This is a genomic window from Mycobacterium sp. TKK-01-0059 (assembly GCF_000709305.1).
Classification (GTDB): Bacteria; Actinomycetota; Actinomycetes; order Mycobacteriales; family Mycobacteriaceae; genus Mycobacterium; species Mycobacterium intracellulare.
Window position 1 is genome coordinate 1,633,783 of the sequence record NZ_KL446993.1, and the last position, 17,826, is coordinate 1,651,608.

The 17,826-nt window shown below is 68.6% G+C and carries 18 protein-coding genes; 10 read left to right on the forward strand and 8 right to left on the reverse strand.

Annotation, left to right across the window (positions count from 1 at the left end; genetic code table 11):
• Positions 1 to 51: 51 nt before the first annotated feature.
• On the reverse strand, positions 52 to 951 hold the full coding sequence (locus K883_RS08035) for a manganese catalase family protein (RefSeq protein WP_008262116.1): 900 nt from the start codon (positions 949 to 951) through the stop codon (positions 52 to 54).
• A gap of 165 nt (positions 952 to 1,116) precedes the next feature.
• Between K883_RS08035 and K883_RS08040 the strand changes: the two genes are divergently transcribed.
• A complete protein-coding gene (locus K883_RS08040; protein WP_008262118.1) occupies positions 1,117 to 1,815 on the forward strand; it encodes a GAF and ANTAR domain-containing protein in 699 nt (232 codons plus the stop codon).
• Positions 1,816 to 1,927: 112 nt separating this feature from the next.
• Here the strand turns inward: K883_RS08040 and K883_RS08045 are convergent, their stop codons facing one another.
• Entirely contained in the window at positions 1,928 to 2,383 is a 456-nt protein-coding gene (locus K883_RS08045; RefSeq protein WP_008262120.1) for a MaoC family dehydratase, read from the reverse strand.
• Between the two features lie 116 nt (positions 2,384 to 2,499).
• Between K883_RS08045 and K883_RS08050 the strand changes: the two genes are divergently transcribed.
• Both K883_RS08050 and K883_RS27855 read left to right on the forward strand, forming a co-directional pair.
• Complete coding sequence (locus tag K883_RS08050; protein ID WP_036454170.1) at positions 2,500 to 3,336, forward strand: alpha/beta fold hydrolase; 837 nt, start codon at positions 2,500 to 2,502, stop codon at positions 3,334 to 3,336.
• A 116-nt stretch (positions 3,337 to 3,452) separates the two neighbouring features.
• Complete coding sequence (locus K883_RS27855; protein ID WP_008262122.1) at positions 3,453 to 3,626, forward strand: hypothetical protein; 174 nt, start codon at positions 3,453 to 3,455, stop codon at positions 3,624 to 3,626.
• Positions 3,627 to 3,629: 3 nt separating this feature from the next.
• On the opposite strand, the gene K883_RS08055 is transcribed toward K883_RS27855, so the two are convergent.
• Positions 3,630 to 4,025, reverse strand: a complete 396-nt coding sequence (locus K883_RS08055) for a DUF302 domain-containing protein (protein WP_020823869.1) — start codon at positions 4,023 to 4,025, stop codon at positions 3,630 to 3,632.
• A gap of 55 nt (positions 4,026 to 4,080) precedes the next feature.
• Here K883_RS08055 and K883_RS08060 point away from each other — a divergent pair, with 55 nt between their 5' ends.
• From K883_RS08060 to ag85C, 5 genes are all read left to right on the forward strand, one after another.
• Positions 4,081 to 4,578, forward strand: a complete 498-nt coding sequence (locus K883_RS08060; protein WP_020823870.1) for a metallophosphoesterase family protein — start codon at positions 4,081 to 4,083, stop codon at positions 4,576 to 4,578.
• A gap of 57 nt (positions 4,579 to 4,635) precedes the next feature.
• Positions 4,636 to 5,097 (forward strand): MarR family winged helix-turn-helix transcriptional regulator, encoded by a 462-nt coding sequence (locus tag K883_RS08065; RefSeq protein WP_008262134.1) that lies wholly within the window; start codon positions 4,636 to 4,638, stop codon positions 5,095 to 5,097.
• A complete protein-coding gene (locus K883_RS08070) occupies positions 5,094 to 5,933 on the forward strand; it encodes an ATP-binding cassette domain-containing protein (protein WP_020823871.1) in 840 nt (279 codons plus the stop codon). The genes K883_RS08065 and K883_RS08070 overlap by 4 nt, the downstream gene beginning before the upstream one ends.
• Entirely contained in the window at positions 5,923 to 6,741 is an 819-nt protein-coding gene (locus K883_RS08075) for an ABC transporter permease (protein ID WP_008262137.1), read from the forward strand. The genes K883_RS08070 and K883_RS08075 overlap by 11 nt, the downstream gene beginning before the upstream one ends.
• Before the next feature lie 234 nt (positions 6,742 to 6,975).
• On the forward strand, positions 6,976 to 8,025 hold the full coding sequence (gene ag85C / locus K883_RS08080; protein ID WP_036454172.1) for a diacylglycerol acyltransferase/mycolyltransferase Ag85C: 1,050 nt from the start codon (positions 6,976 to 6,978) through the stop codon (positions 8,023 to 8,025).
• Positions 8,026 to 8,066: 41 nt separating this feature from the next.
• On the opposite strand, the gene K883_RS08085 is transcribed toward ag85C, so the two are convergent.
• The 4 genes from K883_RS08085 to K883_RS08100 form a co-directional block, all read right to left on the reverse strand.
• Positions 8,067 to 8,771 (reverse strand): YoaK family protein, encoded by a 705-nt coding sequence (locus K883_RS08085; protein ID WP_036454174.1) that lies wholly within the window; start codon positions 8,769 to 8,771, stop codon positions 8,067 to 8,069.
• 93 nt (positions 8,772 to 8,864) lie between these two features.
• A complete protein-coding gene (locus tag K883_RS08090) occupies positions 8,865 to 10,205 on the reverse strand; it encodes a maltokinase N-terminal cap-like domain-containing protein (protein ID WP_020823874.1) in 1,341 nt (446 codons plus the stop codon).
• Positions 10,206 to 10,254: 49 nt separating this feature from the next.
• Positions 10,255 to 12,027 carry a maltose alpha-D-glucosyltransferase gene (treS, locus tag K883_RS08095; protein WP_036455319.1) on the reverse strand — a complete coding sequence of 591 codons (1,773 nt, stop codon included), beginning with the start codon at positions 12,025 to 12,027 and terminating at the stop codon, positions 10,255 to 10,257.
• A 121-nt stretch (positions 12,028 to 12,148) separates the two neighbouring features.
• Entirely contained in the window at positions 12,149 to 13,195 is a 1,047-nt protein-coding gene (locus K883_RS08100; protein ID WP_036454177.1) for a S1C family serine protease, read from the reverse strand.
• A 163-nt stretch (positions 13,196 to 13,358) separates the two neighbouring features.
• Between K883_RS08100 and K883_RS08105 the strand changes: the two genes are divergently transcribed.
• Together K883_RS08105 and K883_RS08110 are read left to right on the forward strand one after the other, a co-directional pair.
• Positions 13,359 to 13,781, forward strand: coding sequence for a TIGR03668 family PPOX class F420-dependent oxidoreductase (locus tag K883_RS08105; protein ID WP_020823877.1), 423 nt, complete (start codon positions 13,359 to 13,361; stop codon positions 13,779 to 13,781).
• 118 nt (positions 13,782 to 13,899) lie between these two features.
• On the forward strand, positions 13,900 to 16,059 hold the full coding sequence (locus tag K883_RS08110; RefSeq protein WP_036454180.1) for an elongation factor G-like protein EF-G2: 2,160 nt from the start codon (positions 13,900 to 13,902) through the stop codon (positions 16,057 to 16,059).
• A 4-nt stretch (positions 16,060 to 16,063) separates the two neighbouring features.
• Here the strand turns inward: K883_RS08110 and K883_RS08115 are convergent, their stop codons facing one another.
• The gene (locus tag K883_RS08115; RefSeq protein ID WP_036455321.1) at positions 16,064 to 17,677 is read right to left on the reverse strand and encodes a FadD7 family fatty acid--CoA ligase; all 1,614 of its coding nucleotides are present in this window, start codon (positions 17,675 to 17,677) and stop codon (positions 16,064 to 16,066) included.
• Between the last annotated feature and the right edge of the window lie 149 nt (positions 17,678 to 17,826).

A 17,826-nucleotide genomic window follows, 5' to 3' on the forward strand; every position in this document is an offset into this window, starting at 1 on the left:
AACGACGATGGCCGGGCGTCTTGATCGGACGCCCGGCCATCTCGTCTCCAATTAGCCTGTGGGAACGTGCTGTTCGTGCGTGAACGGTTTCTCGGCGTTGACGGCCGGCGAGCCCTGCGGGTTCTCCTTGGCGCCGGTGTTCTTGCGCGTGGCGCCGCCCAGCCACTGCTGCTCGGGCTTTTCCACGTACTCCCATTCCGTGCCCTCGGGCCAGGGGCCCTGTCCTTGGTTCCACGGACCGCGAACGGACTCGCCGCCCCCGTTGGACATGTTGAACGCCACGTTCTGGAACCGCGGGTCGCCGGGCAGCTGCCCCGGCGGGAAGTTCACCGGAAGCTCGTTGAGCGCTGCCGTGAACTGCTGATAGTGCGCGACCTCGCGCGTCATGAGGAACGTCAGCGTGTCCTGGACGCCGGGGTCGTCGGTGAACTGCTTGAGGTATTCGTAGACGATCTTGGCGCGCGATTCCGCCGCGACGTTGTTGCGCAGATCGACGGTCGGGTCGCCGTTGGCGTCGATGTAGGCGCCGGTCCAGTTGTTTCCGCCGGAGTCCTTGACGTCCGGCCCGCCGCCGCTGAGCACCAGGAACAGCGGGTTGACCGCGACCGAGTGGATGAGGCCGTCCCGGCCGCCGCCGTTCGCCGCCACCGCCGGCATCCAGTCGCATTTCTCGTTGGCGATCTTGAGGTTGTCGTTGAGCCCGTCGAGCAACATGGTGATCATCGACCCGACCATTTCGAGGTGGCTGAGCTCCTCGGTCGCGATATCCATGAACAGGTCATACATTTTCGGGTTCTTCTGCCGCAGCACGAAAGCCTGGGTGAAGTACTGCAGTGCCGCGGTGAGTTCACCGTTGGCGCCGCCGAACTGGTCCATCAGCAGCGACGCGAATCGAGGGTCGGGCCGGTCGACCCGTACCTCGAATTGAAGATCTTTGTTGTGCACAAACACTGGGGCCTCCCTGGGGGATCGAGATGGGGCTGGTCGACGCCGGATACCCGGGGCCTATGACGCCAAACTCGGGGCATCGCGATTTCCGATCGGTCAGGCCGTCCGGCCGGGGCCGCTGATCGCCGGGGTTACGCGTCGGGGATCCATCGTGGAGAATGCGCCCCTATGGAGTCTTTGGACCCAGCCTCGAAGCACGAGTTGGCCGTGCGCATTGCCGAGCTCGCCCGCGAGATCGCCACCCCGCGCTCGCTGGACGACGTCTTCGCCGACGTGACCACGGCCGCGGTCGAGCTGATACCGGCCGCGGACATCGCGGGGGTGCTGCTGCTCAAGGCGGGTGGGGAGTTCGAATCGGTCGCCGACACCGACAGCCTGGTCGCGAAGCTCGACAAGCTGCAGCATGACTTCGGTGAGGGCCCCTGTCACGACGCCGCCCTGAAAGAAACGATCGTGCGCAGCGACGACCTGCGCGATGAACCACGCTGGCCCAAGTACGCGCCGGCGGCGGTCGAACACGGGGTGCTGAGCAGCCTGTCGTTCAAGCTCTACACCGCCGAGCGGACCGCCGGCGCCCTGAACCTGTTCAGCTTCCGGCCCAACGTGTGGGATACCGAGGCCGAGACCATCGGAACCGTGTTCGCCGCGCACGCCGCGTCGGCGATCATGGCCGGGCGCCACGGACGGCAGATGCAATCGGCCCTGTCGTCGCGCGACCGCATCGGGCAGGCCAAGGGCATCATCATGGAGCGCTACGGCGTGGACGACGTGCGTGCCTTCGAGTTGCTGCGCCGGCTGTCGCAGGAGAGTCAGACCAAGCTCATCGACATCGCCCAGCGCGTGATCGACACCCGCGGCGAGGACTGATCCGCGGCCGCCCGACACCCGAACGTGGACTTGTTGCGCGAAGTGGCCGCGTTTCGCCGCAACAAGTCGACGTTCGACGCGGCGTTTTCAGGGGACGTTCGACGCGGCGTTTTCAGGCGACGAAGCGAACGACGCTCTCGGCCACGCAGGCCGGCTTGGCCGACCCTTCGATCTCCACGGTGGTCGAGATGGTCGCCTGCACGGCGCCGTTGCCCACGTCGTCGACGCTGACCAACGAACTCTGCGCGCGCACCCGCGACCCGACCGGAACCGGCGCGGGGAAGCGAACCTTGTTGAGGCCGTAGTTGATTGCGAGCTTGATGCCGTTGACGGTGTAGATCTGGTGCTGCAGTCGCGGCAACAGCGCCAGGGTCATGAAGCCGTGGGCGATGGTCGTGCCGAACGGCCCGGACGCGGCCCGCTCCGGGTCGACGTGGATCCACTGGTGATCGCCGGTCGCGTCGGCGAACAGGTTGACGTCTTCCTGGGTGATGGTGGCCCAGTCACTGTGGCCCAGCTCCTCGCCCGCGGCAGCGGCGAGGTCGGCGACTGATTCGAAGGTGCGCATTGGGTGTTCTCCTTGGTTTCGGCTGCTAACAATAACGGTGGGCCACGTGGTTAGCACCGGGCCCTCGCGGGTAGTAGCCGGTGACGGACGAACCCCATCTCACGGAAGGCCGCTTCATGCCCGATGTGATTGCGCATCATGGAGTTTTCGAAGACACCCACCTGCACGTCGACGACACCGGCAGCACGGGCCGACCGGTACTGCTCATGCACCCCTGGCCGCTCTCCGGACAGGCGTGGTCGGCGCAGGTACCGGTCCTGCGCGCCGCCGGCTATCGGGTGATCACGTACGACCGGCGTGGCTTCGGCCGCAGCGACAAGCCGCTCACCGGGTACAGCTATGAAACCCTCACCCGTGATCTGCACACCCTGATCGAGTCCCTCGACCTGCGCGGCCTCACCCTGGTGGGCTCGTCCATGGGCGGCGGCGAGATCGCCCGCTACCTGTCGACCTACGGCGCCGACCGCGTGCGCCGCGTCGTGTTCGCCTCCTCGGTGACCCCGTATCTGTTGCAGACCACCGCCAATCCCGATGGCCCACTCACCATGCAGGACGCGGCGCGCGCGACCGCCGCCTTCGTCAAGGACCAAGACGCCTTCTACGACCAACAGATGACCGAATTCTTCACTGCCAACGGGCAATTGCGCGTCAGCGCCGCGACGCGCGCCGAGGCGCTCGGGCTCTGCAGGCAGGCGAGCAAGGAGGCCTCGCTCGCGTGCATGGCGGCCTGGGCCAACACCGATTTCCGGGACGACCTCGCTCAGGTGTCGGTGCCGGCGCTGATCATCCACGGCGAGGGCGACGAATCCGTGCCGCTGCACGGGTCCAGCCGGCGCACGCACCAAGCGATACCGGGCAGCGAACTGCGGGTGATCGCCGACGGCCCGCACGGCTGCCAGATCAGCCATCCCGACGAATTCAATGCCGCGTTGCTCGACTTCCTGGGGCGGTAGCGCGCGGGCGCCGAACGCCGCGCCGCCCCGGTTTCGCCTGAGGCGTCGGGGGAATTCGGGAGGTGGACGTTGGCGCGCGAGGTGTTCGATGCCGTGAGCTTCAGAAAGGAACCGCCATGCCAGACCGCAAGGGCCACAAAGCCGAGGAAGACGTGGAACCCGACACCCACCAAGCTCGGTCCCGCGCCGCCGCGGGTGAGGACGACGGCTCGTATGTGGGCGCCGCGGGTTCCGATGACTCGTTCGATGCCGGCGAATCGGGCGCCGAGGCCCGCAGCGAGCGCGGCTGACCGTTACCCGAGTGCGCCGATTGCCGCTTGCAGCCTGGTGGTGGCCTGGTCCGCGACGTCCTGCAGCGCCCCGGCTTCGCCGGTCACCTTGACCATGAGCTGGGGATCCATGGCCTCGACCAAGACCGCGTCGCCGGCGGGGTCGGAGCGCACCACGACGTTGCACGGCAACAATTGGCCGATTTGGCGGTAAGCGTTCAGCGCCCGGTGCGCCAGCGCCGGGTTGCAGGCGCCCAGGATGAGATAGTCCTCCATCTCCTCGCCGAGCTTTTGCTTGAGCGTGGCCTTGACGTCGATCGTGGACAGCACGCCGAAACCCTGGTCGGCCAGCGCTTGCGTGGTGCGCTCCACCGCGTCCTCGAACGAGGTGTGCAGCGTGGTGCTCAATCCCGGTGTCATGTGATTCCTCCTCTTTCAGCCGTGGACTACCCAGAATTTCGCCCACAATGGGTCGGTGAGGCTGCTGCTGATCGCCGATACCCACATCCCCAAACGCGCCCGCGACCTGCCCGCGCAGGTGTGGGATGAGGTCGCCCAGGCCGACGTCGTCATCCACGCCGGCGACTGGATCTCGCCGGAGTTCCTCGATCGCCTCGAAAGCGCCGCGACACGCCTGGTCGGGTGCTGGGGAAACAACGACGGCCCGGCGTTGCGGTCCCGGCTCCCCGAGCGGGCGGACGTGACCCTGGCGGGCGTCCGGTTCACGGTCACCCACGAGACCGGCGCCGCGGCGGGCCGCGACGCACGTATGTCACGGCTGTACCCGGACAGCCAGGTGCTGGTGTTCGGGCACAGCCACATCCCCTGGGACAGCACCACCGAGACCGGGTTGCGCCTGCTCAATCCGGGGTCGCCGACGGATCGGCGCCGCCAGCCGTTCTGCACGTACATGACCGCCGACGTCGACGACGGCGCCGTGACCGGCGTCGCGCTGCATCGCCTGCCCAGGTAGCGGGTACCTACCGTACGCGGAGCTTCCCCACCTAAATAGCTCGGCTACAGAGGTATCATGGCGGAAGTGAAGACACGCACCGACGTCGCAACCGACCTGTTCGGCGTGGTCGGCCGCTTCCGGCGGCAGCTACGCCGGTCGGCCGGCCGGGCGTTCGATTCGTCGCGGCTCTCCGAATCGCAGTCCGAACTGCTGTGGCTGGTCGGCCGGCGGCCGGGAATCTCGGTCAGCGCCGCCGCGGCCGAACTCGGGCTGGTGCCCAATACCGCCTCGACCCTGGTCACCAGGCTGGTCTCCGACGGGCTGCTGCTCCGCACCGCCGGGGACACCGATCGCCGGGTGTGCCAGCTTCGGCTCGCCGAGCCCGCCCAGCAGATCCTCGACGCGTCCCGGGCCGCCCGGCGCGACCTGCTGTCCGAGCTGCTCGACGAACTCGACGCCGACGAAATCGAGTCCTTGGCAAAGGGATTGGAGGTCCTCGACACGATGACCCGCATGCTTCAGGAGCGGAGATCATGAGCGCGGCGCTGCCGATGGCGATCGACGCCCGGCACCTGACCTACCGCTACGGCCAGTTCACCGCCGTCGACGACGTGACATTGCAGGTCCGGCGCGGCGAAACCATGGGCTTGTTGGGCCCCAACGGCGCCGGGAAGACGACCATGGTCCGGATGCTGACCACGCTGGCCCCGGTGCAGCAGGGCGCGCTCCACATTTTCGGGATGGACGCGCGCCGCCAAACCACCGACATCAGAAGCAACATCGGCTATGTGCCGCAACAGCTTTCGATCGAGCCCGCGCTGACGGGCCGGCAGAACGTGGAGTGGTTCGCGCGGTTGTACGGTGTGCCGCGCGCCGAGCGCTCCGATCGCGTCGATCAGGCGCTGGTCGCCATGGACCTGCTGGGCGTGGCCGACCGGATGGCGTCGGCCTACTCCGGCGGCATGGTCCGCCGTCTCGAGGTGGCGCAGGCGCTGGTCAACCGTCCGTCGCTGCTGGTGTTGGACGAGCCGACCGTGGGGCTGGATCCCATCGCGCGCGACGGCGTGTGGTCGCAGGTGCGAAAGATGCAGGCGCAGTTCGGCATGACGGTGCTACTGACGACGCACTACATGGAGGAGGCCGACGCGCTGTGCGACCGGGTGGCGCTCATGCACCACGGCGCGTTGCGGGCCGTCGGCGCACCCGACGCGTTGAAGGCCCGGCTGTCCAACGGGTCGCCGGGCGCCACGCTCGAGGATGTGTTCCGCCATTACGCGGCAACGGGTTTGGACGAGGAGGCGGCGTCGACGGAGGAACCCGGCTCCATCCGGGAAATCCGTTCCAGCAGAAAGGTGGCGCGCCGTGTCGGTTGATGGCGCCGCGGCGGGGACACTGCTCCGCGCGCCGCGGGGATGGCAGCGGGTCGGCGCGCTGACCGGCCGCATCGGAGCATTCGCGATCGTCGAACTGCAGAAGCTGCAACACGACCGGACCGAACTCGTCACCCGGATGGTGCAGCCCGCGCTGTGGCTGCTGATTTTCGGTACCACCTTCAGCCACCTACACGTCATCGCGACCGGATCGGTGTCGTATCTGGCCTTCCTGGCCCCCGGGATCATCGCCCAGTCGGCGTTGTTCATCTCCATTTTCTATGGGATACAAATCATTTGGGATCGCGACGCCGGCGTACTCGCCAAGCTCATGGTCACGCCGGCGCCGGCGTCGGCACTGATCACCGGCAAGGCGTTCGCGGCCGGGGTGCGTTCGGTGGCCCAGGTCGTCGGTGTGATGGCGCTGGCGTACCTGATGGGTGTCGGCCTGACGATCAATCCCCTGCGGATCGCGGCGGCGATGGGGGTCGTCATGCTCGGCGCCGCGTTCTTCGCGTGCCTGTCGATGACGCTGGCCGGCCTGGTGCGCAACCGCGATCGCCTGATGGGCATCGGACAGGCGATCACCATGCCGCTGTTCTTCGCCTCCAACGCGCTGTACCCGGTCGACGTGATGCCGGCGTGGTTGCGCGCGCTGAGCAAGGTCAATCCCCTCAGCTACGAGGTCGACGCGCTGCGGGCGCTGCTGATCGGAACCCCGTTCAACCCGGTCGGCATCGTCGTGCTGGTTGTGGCGGCGGTGCTCGGAATCACCACGGCGTCAACGCTTTTGCGTCGCTTGGTCGCCTAGAGCGCCACCGGCGGTGCTAGCGCGCCCGCCATCACGTCGCAAGGGGCGGCGCGGTTCCGAGAGCCGATCGTGACCCGAACGTGATGATGTCTGGCCGACTCGCAATCGTTAGCTAACCGCGATCTGTCGCTGCGGCCGCGACAACCGAATTCGGCGCTCGCCCTGTGTTTCACTCCCCGAGAACAGATTCCACCGCATGGTGCGGCAGATGAAAGTTGGGATGGGTAGAGAGCTATGTCGTTCATCGAAAAGGTGCGAAAGTTGCGTGGCGCGGGGGCGAACATGCCGCGCCGACTGGCGATCGCTGCCGTGGGGGCCTCCCTGCTGTCCGGTCTCGTCGCCGCCACCGGAGGCTTCCCCACCGCGAGCGCCTTCTCCAAGCCGGGGCTCCCGGTGGAATACCTCGAGGTTCCGTCGCCGTCGATGGGCCGCAACATCAAGGTCCAGTTCCAGCCCGGCGGCGCGCACGCCGTGTACCTGCTGGACGGCCTGCGCGCGCAGGACGACTACAACGGCTGGGACATCAACACCCCCGCCTTCGAGGAGTTCTACCAGTCCGGGCTGTCGGTCATCATGCCGGTCGGCGGCCAGTCCAGCTTCTACAGCAACTGGTACCAGCCGTCGTCGGGCAACGGGCAGAACTACACCTACAAGTGGGAGACCTTCCTGACCCAGGAAATGCCGCTGTGGATGCAGGCGAACAAGCAGATCTCCCCGGCGGGCAACGCCGCGGTGGGGCTGTCGATGTCGGGCGGCTCGGCGCTGATCCTGGCCGCGTACTACCCGCAGCAGTTCCCCTACGCCGCCGCCCTGTCGGGCTTCCTGAACCCGTCCGAGGGGTGGTGGCCCACCCTGATCGGCCTGGCGATGAACGACGCGGGCGGCTACAACGCCAACAGCATGTGGGGCCCGTCCACCGACCCGGCGTGGAAGCGCAACGACCCGATGGTCCAGATTCCGCGGCTGGTCGCCAACAACACCCGCATCTGGGTCTACTGCGGTAACGGCACTCCCAGCGACCTGGGCGGCGACAACATGCCGGCCAAGTTCCTGGAGGGCCTGACGCTGCGCACCAACGAGCAGTTCCAGAACAACTATGCGGCCGCGGGCGGGCGCAACGGGGTGTTCAACTTCCCGGCCAACGGGACGCACTCGTGGCCCTACTGGAACCAGCAGTTGATGGCCATGAAGCCCGACATGCAGCAGGTGCTGCTGGCCAGCAACACCACCCCGCAACCCGCGCAACCGGCACAGCCGACGCAACCCGCGCAGCCGGCGACCTAAATCCCGGCAAGCCAGCATCGGCAGTAGCGCACCGGTCAGCGCTACTGCCGATGCTCTTTTTCACCCGCGTCGAGCAGGGCGCGCCGATCGGAGTGGAAGTAGGTGTAGCTGGTGGTCAGCGCGCACACGACCGTGGCCACCACCAGCATCCACGTCCCGTTGACGAACAGGCTGATGAACCCGCCCACGGTTGCGCCCACCACGAAGCTGGCGAACAGCAGAAAATAACCCAGCCATTCGGCCGCCGTCCCACCGGCGAGGTGGCGTTCGATGCCCTGGCCCATCTTGACCAGCGTCCCGGTCACGTAGCTGAGCGAGACCGAGACCTCGCCGTCCTTCACGAACGATGTGTTCAGGGCCCCAATGCCGAAGGCCACCAACATGATCGGCGCGAAATCGAGCAGATTCTCTTCCCAGCCCTCGTCGATGACGTCCACCACGGTGGCCGCCAGCAGGCTGAACGTCGTCAGCACCGTCGGCCCATGCGGGTGCGCCACCCAGAAATGCCGCCGGCACACCGAGGCGATCACCACGCCGGAGACGAAGCAAACGATCAACACGCCCGCCGTAACCGACAGCAACACGTCGCCGCGGAAATACCCGAGCATGGCCCGCTGGGCGTTCCCGGTCATGAAGGTCACGAAGTAGCCGGCGGAATGGGTGAAGGCGGTCGCTCCCAGGATCCCCGCCAGCACCGCCAGCACCCAGGACAACCGCGACTCACTGTTATTGATCTCGTTCGGCACACGCACATGGTTCCAGACGGCGGCGGCGCGTGCAGCGCACGCCGCTTGCCGACGGGTGACTGCGCCCGGCTACGCCGCGCTTGCGATCGCCGCTCAGACGGCGGTCAGGCGGGCGATGGAACGCAACGGGATCGGCAGCCAGCCGGGCCGGTGCCGGGCCTCGTAGCCGGCTTCGTAGACGGCCTTGTCCAGTTCGTAGGCGGCCAGCAGCTGCGCCGAATCGCGGGGGTCGATCCCGGAGGCGGCCGCGTAGCCGTCGCAGAACGCGGTGCGGTTGCGTTCGACCCACTCGCGGGCCCGGGCCGCCAACTGCTTGTCATCGGCCTGGTCCACCAGTGGCCCGTAGGCGGCGTATTCGAATGACCGCAGGACGCCGGCCACGTCGCGCAGCGGCGAATCGGGCGCGCGGCGTTCCTCGAGCGGCTGCCCCGGCTCACCCTCGAAGTCGATGAGCAACCAGCTCTCCGGCGTGCGCAGCACCTGCCCCAGGTGCAGATCGCCATGGACGCGCTGCACGGTGATCGTCTCGGCGACCAGTTTGCCGAACCGCTCGTCGATGGTCGCGGCGAACTCCTCGAGCTCGGGCACCAGGGCCACGGTCGACGACAGCCGCGCCAGCACGTTCTCCACCGGGAAGACCGCCTGCGCGGTGCCGAGGGTCTCGGCCAGGGTGGCGTGCACCGACGCCACGGCCTCGCCGAGGCGGAAGGACTCGCCGGCGAAGTCGCCGCCGACCTCGTACGCGTACAGATCGGCCTCGGCGAACAGGTCGCGAACGCTGGCGCTGGCCATCGCCCAGCCTTCCGCGGCGTTGGCGGCGAACTCGGTCACCATGCCCAGCGGCCACGTCTCGTCGCCCGGACCCGTCATCTCGTAGGTGCCCAGCAGCCGGGCGACGTGCGGGTTGCCCGCGCGGCCCAGCACGCGGTTGAGCTCGATGTCGGGGTTGATGCCCCCGCTGACGCGGCGGAACACCTTGAAGATCGCGTCGCGGTCGAAGATGACGCTCGTGTTGGACTGCTCGGCGTCGGACACGTGCGCCATCGCCTCCAGCGGCAGTTCGGCGTCGGGCTCCTTGGTGAATCTCACCTCGACGCCCGACGCGCCGCGCGCGGCCGACGAGTCGATGAGCGACAGCAAAAACTGCGGCGCGTCGGCGTCGTACATCGCGTCGAAGCCGGTCCGGTCGTCGGCGGCGCCGATGGTGGCGACGCTGCTGTACTCGACGACCGGGGCGGAATCCCATCGCACGATCACCTGGTAGCGGTCCCGGGAACCGTCGGCGTAGGAGGCGTCGACGAGCACCAGGTCGAGATCGTCGCGCAGCGCCACGACGACGCTCGGCTCGGCGCTGGACAGTTCACGGTTGCGCCCGGCGTACCAACGCTGCTGTGGAAGCCACTCGGACCAGGGCAATTTCTCCGGGGAAGTCATGGGCGTCGCTCCTCTTTCTTGCCTGGATTGACGCCGCCGCGAGTGATCGTCATGCATCCTCCTCGCATCCGCTCAGCCGGAACCAATAGAACCCGTGTCCCGGCAGTGTCAGCAGGTAGGGCAGGTGACCGATGCGCGGAAACTCCACCTGCCCGGTCAGCTCGACCGGCGTGCATCCGCTCCAATGCTGCAGATTCAGTTCGATCGGCTGCGGGAACCGCGACAGGTTGTTGACGCACAGCACGGTGTCGCCGTCGCCGGACACCTGCCGCAGGAACGCCAGCACCGACGGGTTCGAGCCGCCCAGTTCCTCGAAACTCCCGATGGCGAAGGCCTCGTGGCGGCGTCGCACGGCCAACATCGTGCGGGTGAAGTTGAGCAGCGACGTGGACGTGTCGCGCTGGGCTTCGACGTTGACCGCCTGATAGCCGTACACGGAGTCCTGGCTGGGCGGCAGGTACAGCCGGCCGGGGTTGGCCTTGGAGAAGCCGGCGTTACGGTCCGGTGTCCACTGCATCGGGGTGCGCACCCCGTCGCGGTCTCCCAGCCAGATCACGTCGCCCATGCCGATCTCGTCACCGTAGTACAGGACCGGCGAGCCGGGCAGCGACAGCAGCAGCGCGGTGAACAGCTCGATCTGGTTGCGGTCGTTGTCCAGCAGTGGGGCCAGGCGGCGGCGGATGCCGACGTTCGCCTTCATCCGCGGATCCTTGGCGTACTCCGAGTACATGTAGTCGCGCTCTTCGTCGGTGACCATTTCCAGCGTCAACTCGTCGTGGTTGCGCAGGAAGATCCCCCACTGCGCCATGTCGGGGATCTCGGGCGTCTGGGCCAGGATCTCCGAGATCGGGAACCGGGACTCGCGGCGCACCGCCATGAAGATGCGCGGCATCAGCGGGAAGTGGAACGCCATGTGGCATTCGTCGCCGCCGGTGCTGGGGTCGCCGAAGTACTCGACGACGTCGGCCGGCCACTGGTTGGCCTCGGCCAGCAGCACCCGACCCGGGAATTCGTCGTCGACGACCTTGCGGACGCGTTTGAGGAAGGCGTGCGTCTCCGGCAGGTTCTCGCAGTTGGTGCCCTCCCGTTCGAACAGGTAGGGCACCGCGTCCAGCCGGAACCCGTCGATGCCCAGGCCGAGCCAGAACCGCAGCACGTCGATCATGGCTTCCTGCACGGCCGGGTTTTCGTAGTTCAGGTCCGGCTGGTGCGAGAAGAACCGGTGCCAGTAGAACTGCTTGCGCACCGGGTCGAAGGTCCAGTTGGACTCCTCGGTGTCGATGAAGATGATCCGGGCGTCGGTGTAGCGCTCGCTCGTGTCGCTCCACACGTAGTAGTCGCCGTACGGGCCGTCGGGGTCGTGGCGCGACTCCTGGAACCAGGGATGCGAATCCGATGTGTGGTTCATCACCAGGTCGGTGATCACGCGGATGCCCCGCTCGTGCGCGGCGTTGAGCAGCGCGACGAAATCCTCGACCGTCCCGAACTCGGGCAGCACCTTGTAGAAGTCCCGGATGTCATAGCCGCCGTCGCGCAGGGGCGAGTCGTAGAACGGGGGCAGCCAGATGCAGTCGATGCCCAGCCATTGCAGGTAGTCCAGCTGCCCCAGCAGTCCGCGCAGGTCACCGGCGCCGTCGGCGTTGGCGTCGAAGAACGCCCGCACCAGCACCTCGTAGAACACGGCGTGCTTGAACCAGGTCGGGTCGGTGGGTAGCGCGGCGGCGTTGTTGAAGTCCTCGGCGTCGGGGTGCTCGACGACGCCGTCCTGGACGTGACTGCCCCCTTCGGGATGGTGCTCGACAGCTTCTTTTGCGTCGTTCATCAAATCCACGATGCCACGGGTACCCGAGGCGCGACATTCGGAATCACGCCCACTCCTGGGCGACGAAACACGGCCGGGGGCAAACGAATTGGCCTCCGGCCGGATGTCGTCGCCGGGTGTGTCAGGCCGGCGGCCCCTCCGCCAGTGTGATGTTCGCGGTGCGGTCGGCGCCGTCGGTGGAGCGGTAATGGACGGCGATCGTGTCCCCGGGGTGGTGGGGGACGAGCACCTCGGTCATGGACGTCGCCCCGGTGATCGCGACGTTGTCGACCCCGGTGATGACGTCGCCCGCGGCGATCCCGGCCGCCCCGGCGGGCCCGCCGTTGACCACCCGCTGCACCCGCGCGCCGTTGCCGTTGTTGTCCATCACGCCCAGGCCGAGGAACGCGGTGGGGCCGATGTGCACGGTGTTGGAGCCGGCGCCGGACCTGATCTGGTTGGCGACACCCATCGCGCGGCCGATCGGAATCGCGAAGCCCTGCCCGCCGGACATCTTGTAGCTGTCGGTGGCGGCGGTGTCCACGCCGATCACCTGCCCGGCGCTGTTCACCATGGGCCCACCGGAGTCGCCCGGCCTGATCGGCGCGTCGGCCTGGATGAGGCCGCCCAGATTCTCCTGCGCGCCGGTCAGGGTGTCGGTCGCCGAGACGCTCTGGTTGAGCGCGAGGACCTTGCCCGTGACCGCGCTGGGGGTCCCGCCCTGGCCGCCGGCGTTCCCCAGCGCGACGATCGGCTCGCCCACCCTGGCCTCGCCACCGATCGCGGCGGTGGGAAGCCCGGCGGCACCGCGCAGCTGCAGCACCGCGATGTCTTGCGTGCGGTCGTAGCCGACCACGTCCACGGCGTAGGTCTGCCCGTTGCCGACGGCGAAGGCGCTGATGTCGGTGGCCCCCGAGATCACGTGGTTGTTGGTCAGCACGACACCGTTCGGGTCGATCACGATGCCGGTGCCGGCACCGACGGCGTTGTTGTAGCCGAACTTGGTGTCGATGTTGACCACCTGCGGCCCGACCTGACCGACCATCGCCGACGGGTCCAGCGGCAGGGCGGGCGGTGACGCGGTGGCCGTTCCGAGGCCGATACCGGCGTCCAGACCGAGGCCGAGTGCGACCACGGCCACCACGCCGACCACCCTGGACCAGACCGAGCGGTGGTGCGATTTGCTCATCGGTGTCACCCTCCTGCTTCGCCGTAACCAACAAACTGTCCCGGCCTCAGGCTCTGGGCGGCACAATTTGTGTACATAACCGTAATGCAGGTAGCTGTGCACGGCATGTCCCAGGCTCGCGCCGGCCCTGCTGTCACGCACGGCGCGCCCCTAAGCTGACGCGGTGGGCGAATTCGACCCCCGGGCCCGATTCATCGAGTCGCCGGTCGCGCGGTTGGCCACCGTCACCCCCGGCGGAGCGCCGCACCTGGTGCCGGTGGTGTTCGCGGTCGCCGCCGACCCGGGCGGCCGGGACGTGGTGTACACGGCCGTCGACGCGAAACCGAAGACGACGCGGCGGCTGCGCCGACTGGCCAACATCGAGGCCAACCCGCGGGTGAGCCTGCTGGTGGACCACTACTCCGATGACTGGGCGCGGCTGTGGTGGGTGCGGGCCGACGGTGTCGCCACCATCCACGACGACGGCCGGGCGCTGGAATCGGGGCGCCGGCTGCTGCGCGCCAAATACCCTCAGTATCAATCGGTTTCGCTGGACGGCCCGGTCATCGCCGTCGCCGTGCACCGCTGGTCCAGCTGGCATCCCTGATCGGCCGCGCGTTCGATCTGGCCCGACGGTCTTGTGGTCGACGGGAGTTGGGTGAATGGTAGCTAGATAGGTGCTAGCTAGGTCAGCGACCGCGCGCCCCGGCAACCTGGAGGAAGTCATGGCAGACAGGACAACTACTTCCCAAGGCGCGGGAAACGCTCCTACCGCCAACGGTCCGGGCGACATTCGCAACGTGGTTCTGGTGGGACCGTCCGGCGGCGGCAAGACCACGCTCGTCGAAGCGCTGTTGGTCGCCGCCGGCGTGCTGACGCGAAGCGGCTCGGTGGCGGACGGCAGCACGGTCTGCGACTACGACGAGGCCGAGATCCGTCAACAACGATCGGTGGGCCTCGCGGTGGCCTCCCTGTCGCACGACGGCGTCAAGGTCAACCTGATCGACACGCCCGGCTACGCCGACTTCGTCGGGGAGCTGCGGGCCGGGCTGCGGGCCGCCGATTGCGCGCTGTTCGTGATCGCGGCCAACGAAGGCGTCGACGAGCCCACCAAATCACTGTGGCAGGAGTGCAACCAGGTCGGCATGCCCCGCGCCGTGGTGATCACCAAGCTCGACCACACCCGCGCGAATTATTCCGAGGCGCTGGCCGCGGCGCAGAATGCGTTCGGCGACAAGGTCTTACCGCTGTACCTGCCGACCGGGCTGCCCTCCTGCCGCGGGTTGATCGGTCTGCTGTCACAGGCGCGCTACGAGTACTCCGACGGCAAGCGCAGCGTGCAGGCGCCGGACCCGTCGGACGCCGCGCGGATCGAGGAAGCGCGCGGGGCCCTGATCGAAGGGATCATCGAGGAGTCCGAGGACGAGTCGCTGATGGAGCGGTACCTGGGCGGTGAGTCCATCGACGAAGCCGTCCTCATCGCCGACCTGGAGCGGGCCGTCGCCCGGGGGTCGTTCTTCCCGGTGATCCCGGTCTGCAGCACCACGGGCGTGGGCACCTACGAGTTACTGGAGGTCGCCACCCGCGGATTCCCGTCGCCGATGGAACACCCGCTGCCGGAGGTCTTCACGCAAGTCGGGGCACCGCGCGCCGGCCTGACGTGCGACACCGACGCGCCGTTGCTCGCGGAGGTGGTGAAGACGACGTCGGACCCTTACGTCGGCAGGGTCAGCCTGGTCCGGGTGTTCTCCGGGACCATCAGGCCCGACACCACGATTCACGTGTCGGGCCATTTTGCGTCGTTCTTCGGCACGGCTAACGGAAACGGGCATGCGCACCCCGATCACGACGAGGACGAGCGTGTCGGCGTCCTGTCCTTCCCGCTGGGCAAGCAGCAGCGACCGGCCGCCGCCGTGGTGGCCGGTGACATCTGCGCGATCGGCAAGCTGAGCCGCGCCGAGACCGGCGACACCCTCTCGGACAAGTCGGAGCCGCTGGTGCTGAAGCCCTGGACCATGCCCGAACCCCTGCTGCCGGTCGCGATCGCCGCCCACGCCAAGACCGACGAGGACAAGCTGTCGGTGGGGCTGGGCCGGTTGGCCGCCGAGGACCCGACGCTGCGGATCGAGCAGAACCAGGAAACCCACCAGGTCGTGCTGTGGTGCATGGGTGAGTCCCACGCCGGGGTGGTGCTCGACGCGCTGGCCAACCGGTACGGCGTCACCGTGGACACCGTGGAGCTGCGCGTCCCGCTGCGAGAAACCTTCAGCGGCAAGGCGAAAGGCCATGGCCGTCACGTCAAGCAGTCCGGCGGTCACGGCCAGTACGCGGTGTGCGACATCGAGGTGGAGCCGCTGCCGGAGGGCTCGGGCTTCGAGTTCGTGGACAAGGTGGTCGGCGGGGCGGTGCCGCGTCAGTTCATTCCGAGCGTCGAGAAGGGTGTGCGCGCCCAGATGGAGAAGGGCGTGCACGCGGGCTACCCGGTGGTCGACATCCGCGTCACGCTGCTCGACGGCAAGGCGCACAGCGTCGACTCGTCGGACTTCGCGTTCCAGATGGCCGGCGCGCTGGCGCTGCGGGAGGCCGCGGCCGCGACGAAGGTGGCGCTGCTCGAGCCGATCGACGAGATCTCGGTGCTGGTGCCCGACGATTTCGTCGGCGCGGTGATGGGCGATCTGTCCAGCCGGCGCGGCCGAGTCCTCGGGTCCGACACCGCGGGCAACGAACGCACCGTCGTCAAGGCCGAGGTGCCCCAGGTGGAGCTGACCCGCTACGCCATTGACCTGCGGTCACTGGCGCACGGCGCCGCCTCGTTCACCCGGTCGTTCGCCCGCTACGAGCCGATGCCGGAATCGGCCGCGGCGCGCGTCAACGCCGGCGTCTGAGCGTTCAGGCCCCGTCCGATGGCGGCGACCCGCTAGGGCGGAACTGTTCGGCGACGGCGCGCCGGTCCAGCGAGCCTTTGGCGGTGTGCGGCAACTCCGCCGCCTGCTGGAAGTCGGTCGGCACCTCGAAGGGGGCCAACCGGTCACGGCAGAACGACGCCAGCTCGTCGGCCGTCGGCGCGGCGGATCCCCGCGCGACGATCACCGCGGCCACGGTCTCGCCGTACAGCGTGTCCGGCTTGCCGAACACGGCCACCTCCAGCACGCCGGGGTGGCTGGCCAGCACCGCCTCGACCCGCTCCGGCGAAATCTTCTCCCCGCCGCGGTTGATGAGTTCCTTGATGCGGCCGCGGATCACGAGGTCGCCGGCCGGCGACAGGGTGCCCAGATCGCCGGTGTGCAGCCACCCTTGGGTGAAGTTGGCGCCGGTGATCGACGGGTCGCCGAGGTAGCCCCGCACCACGGTGGGGCCGTGCAGCCAGACCTCGCCGACGGTCTCGGCGGGCAGCGACCGACCGTCGGGTCCGACGATCCGGATCTGCGGTCCGGTCGAGCGGCCGACGAGACCCGGTGTGGCGCCTGGGTTTTCGCTGTGCCCGGCGCCTTCGACGGCGGTGGTGGCCACCTGGTGGGTCGCCTCGGTCATCCCGAAGGCGCTCACCACCGGGGCCGAGAACGTGTCCTGCAGGGCCTGCGCCGTCTCGGCGGTCAGCGGCGCGCTGCAGCTGCGGATGAACCGCAGGGCGCCGGCGCCGCCGGGCCGCTCGGTTCGGGCGCGCTCCAACAGGATCTGATGGATCGTCGGGACGGCCGTGTACCAGGTGGCCCGGACCGCCTCGATGTCGTCCCAGAACGTGTGCGCCGAGAATCGCCCACCCGCGGGCAGTAGCACCGTTCCCCCGGACGCCAGGGTAGCCAGCAGGGCGGCGAGCAGGCCGTGCCCGTGGTAGAGCGGCATCACCACGACGGTCGAATCCCGTTCCCCCAGGGCGTATCCGGCGACGATGGCCGCGACCGAGCCGGCGATGTTGTGGCGCGTCCAGGGCACCATTTTGGGCATGCCGGTGGTGCCGCCGGTGAACATGATCATGGCGTCGTCGTCGCGCAGGCCCTGCGGCGTCGACACGTCGCGCTGCGGTGCGGCGCTGACCGTCAGGCTGACGGCCGGGGCGGCGCCGTCGGGTCCGACGCTCACCGCGATGGGCCAGGCCGGCGGTGTCGCCCCGGCGGTCTCGTCATCGCCGGGCAGGTCGACGAGCACCGCCCGCGCGCCCACCGCCTCGCTGCGGGCGCGCTGCTCACGCACCGGCAGCGCCGGATCGAGCGGAACCGCAACGAGATCCGCCCGGGACGAGGCGAGCAGCCCGACGACGAATTCGGCGTTGCTGCCGGCGCGCAGCGCGACCCGGTCGCCCGGGACCAGGCCGCCGGCCGCCAGTTGTGCGGCCAGATCGTCGACCAGCCGGGTCAAGTCGTGGTAGCTGACCGGGACGCGTTCGGCGGTGACGACCAGCGCGCTCGCCTGCGGCGCCCGCCGCGCCGCCGCCTCGACCAGGTCGGCGATGCGCGGGCCGGCGGACGCCGTGACCTCGCCGCCGGTTGTCGAATCGGATCCCATCACCGCGCTCCTTCCCCTCTGTTGCCGTCCTCACGCCGTCGATGCCACCCTGCCGGGCGGGCTCGCGGCCCGTCCAATACCGATCCGCTCACGACCGATAACCGTCGGCTATCGAAGCGCGACGCCGCCCCTCTGAGCTGTGGCGATAG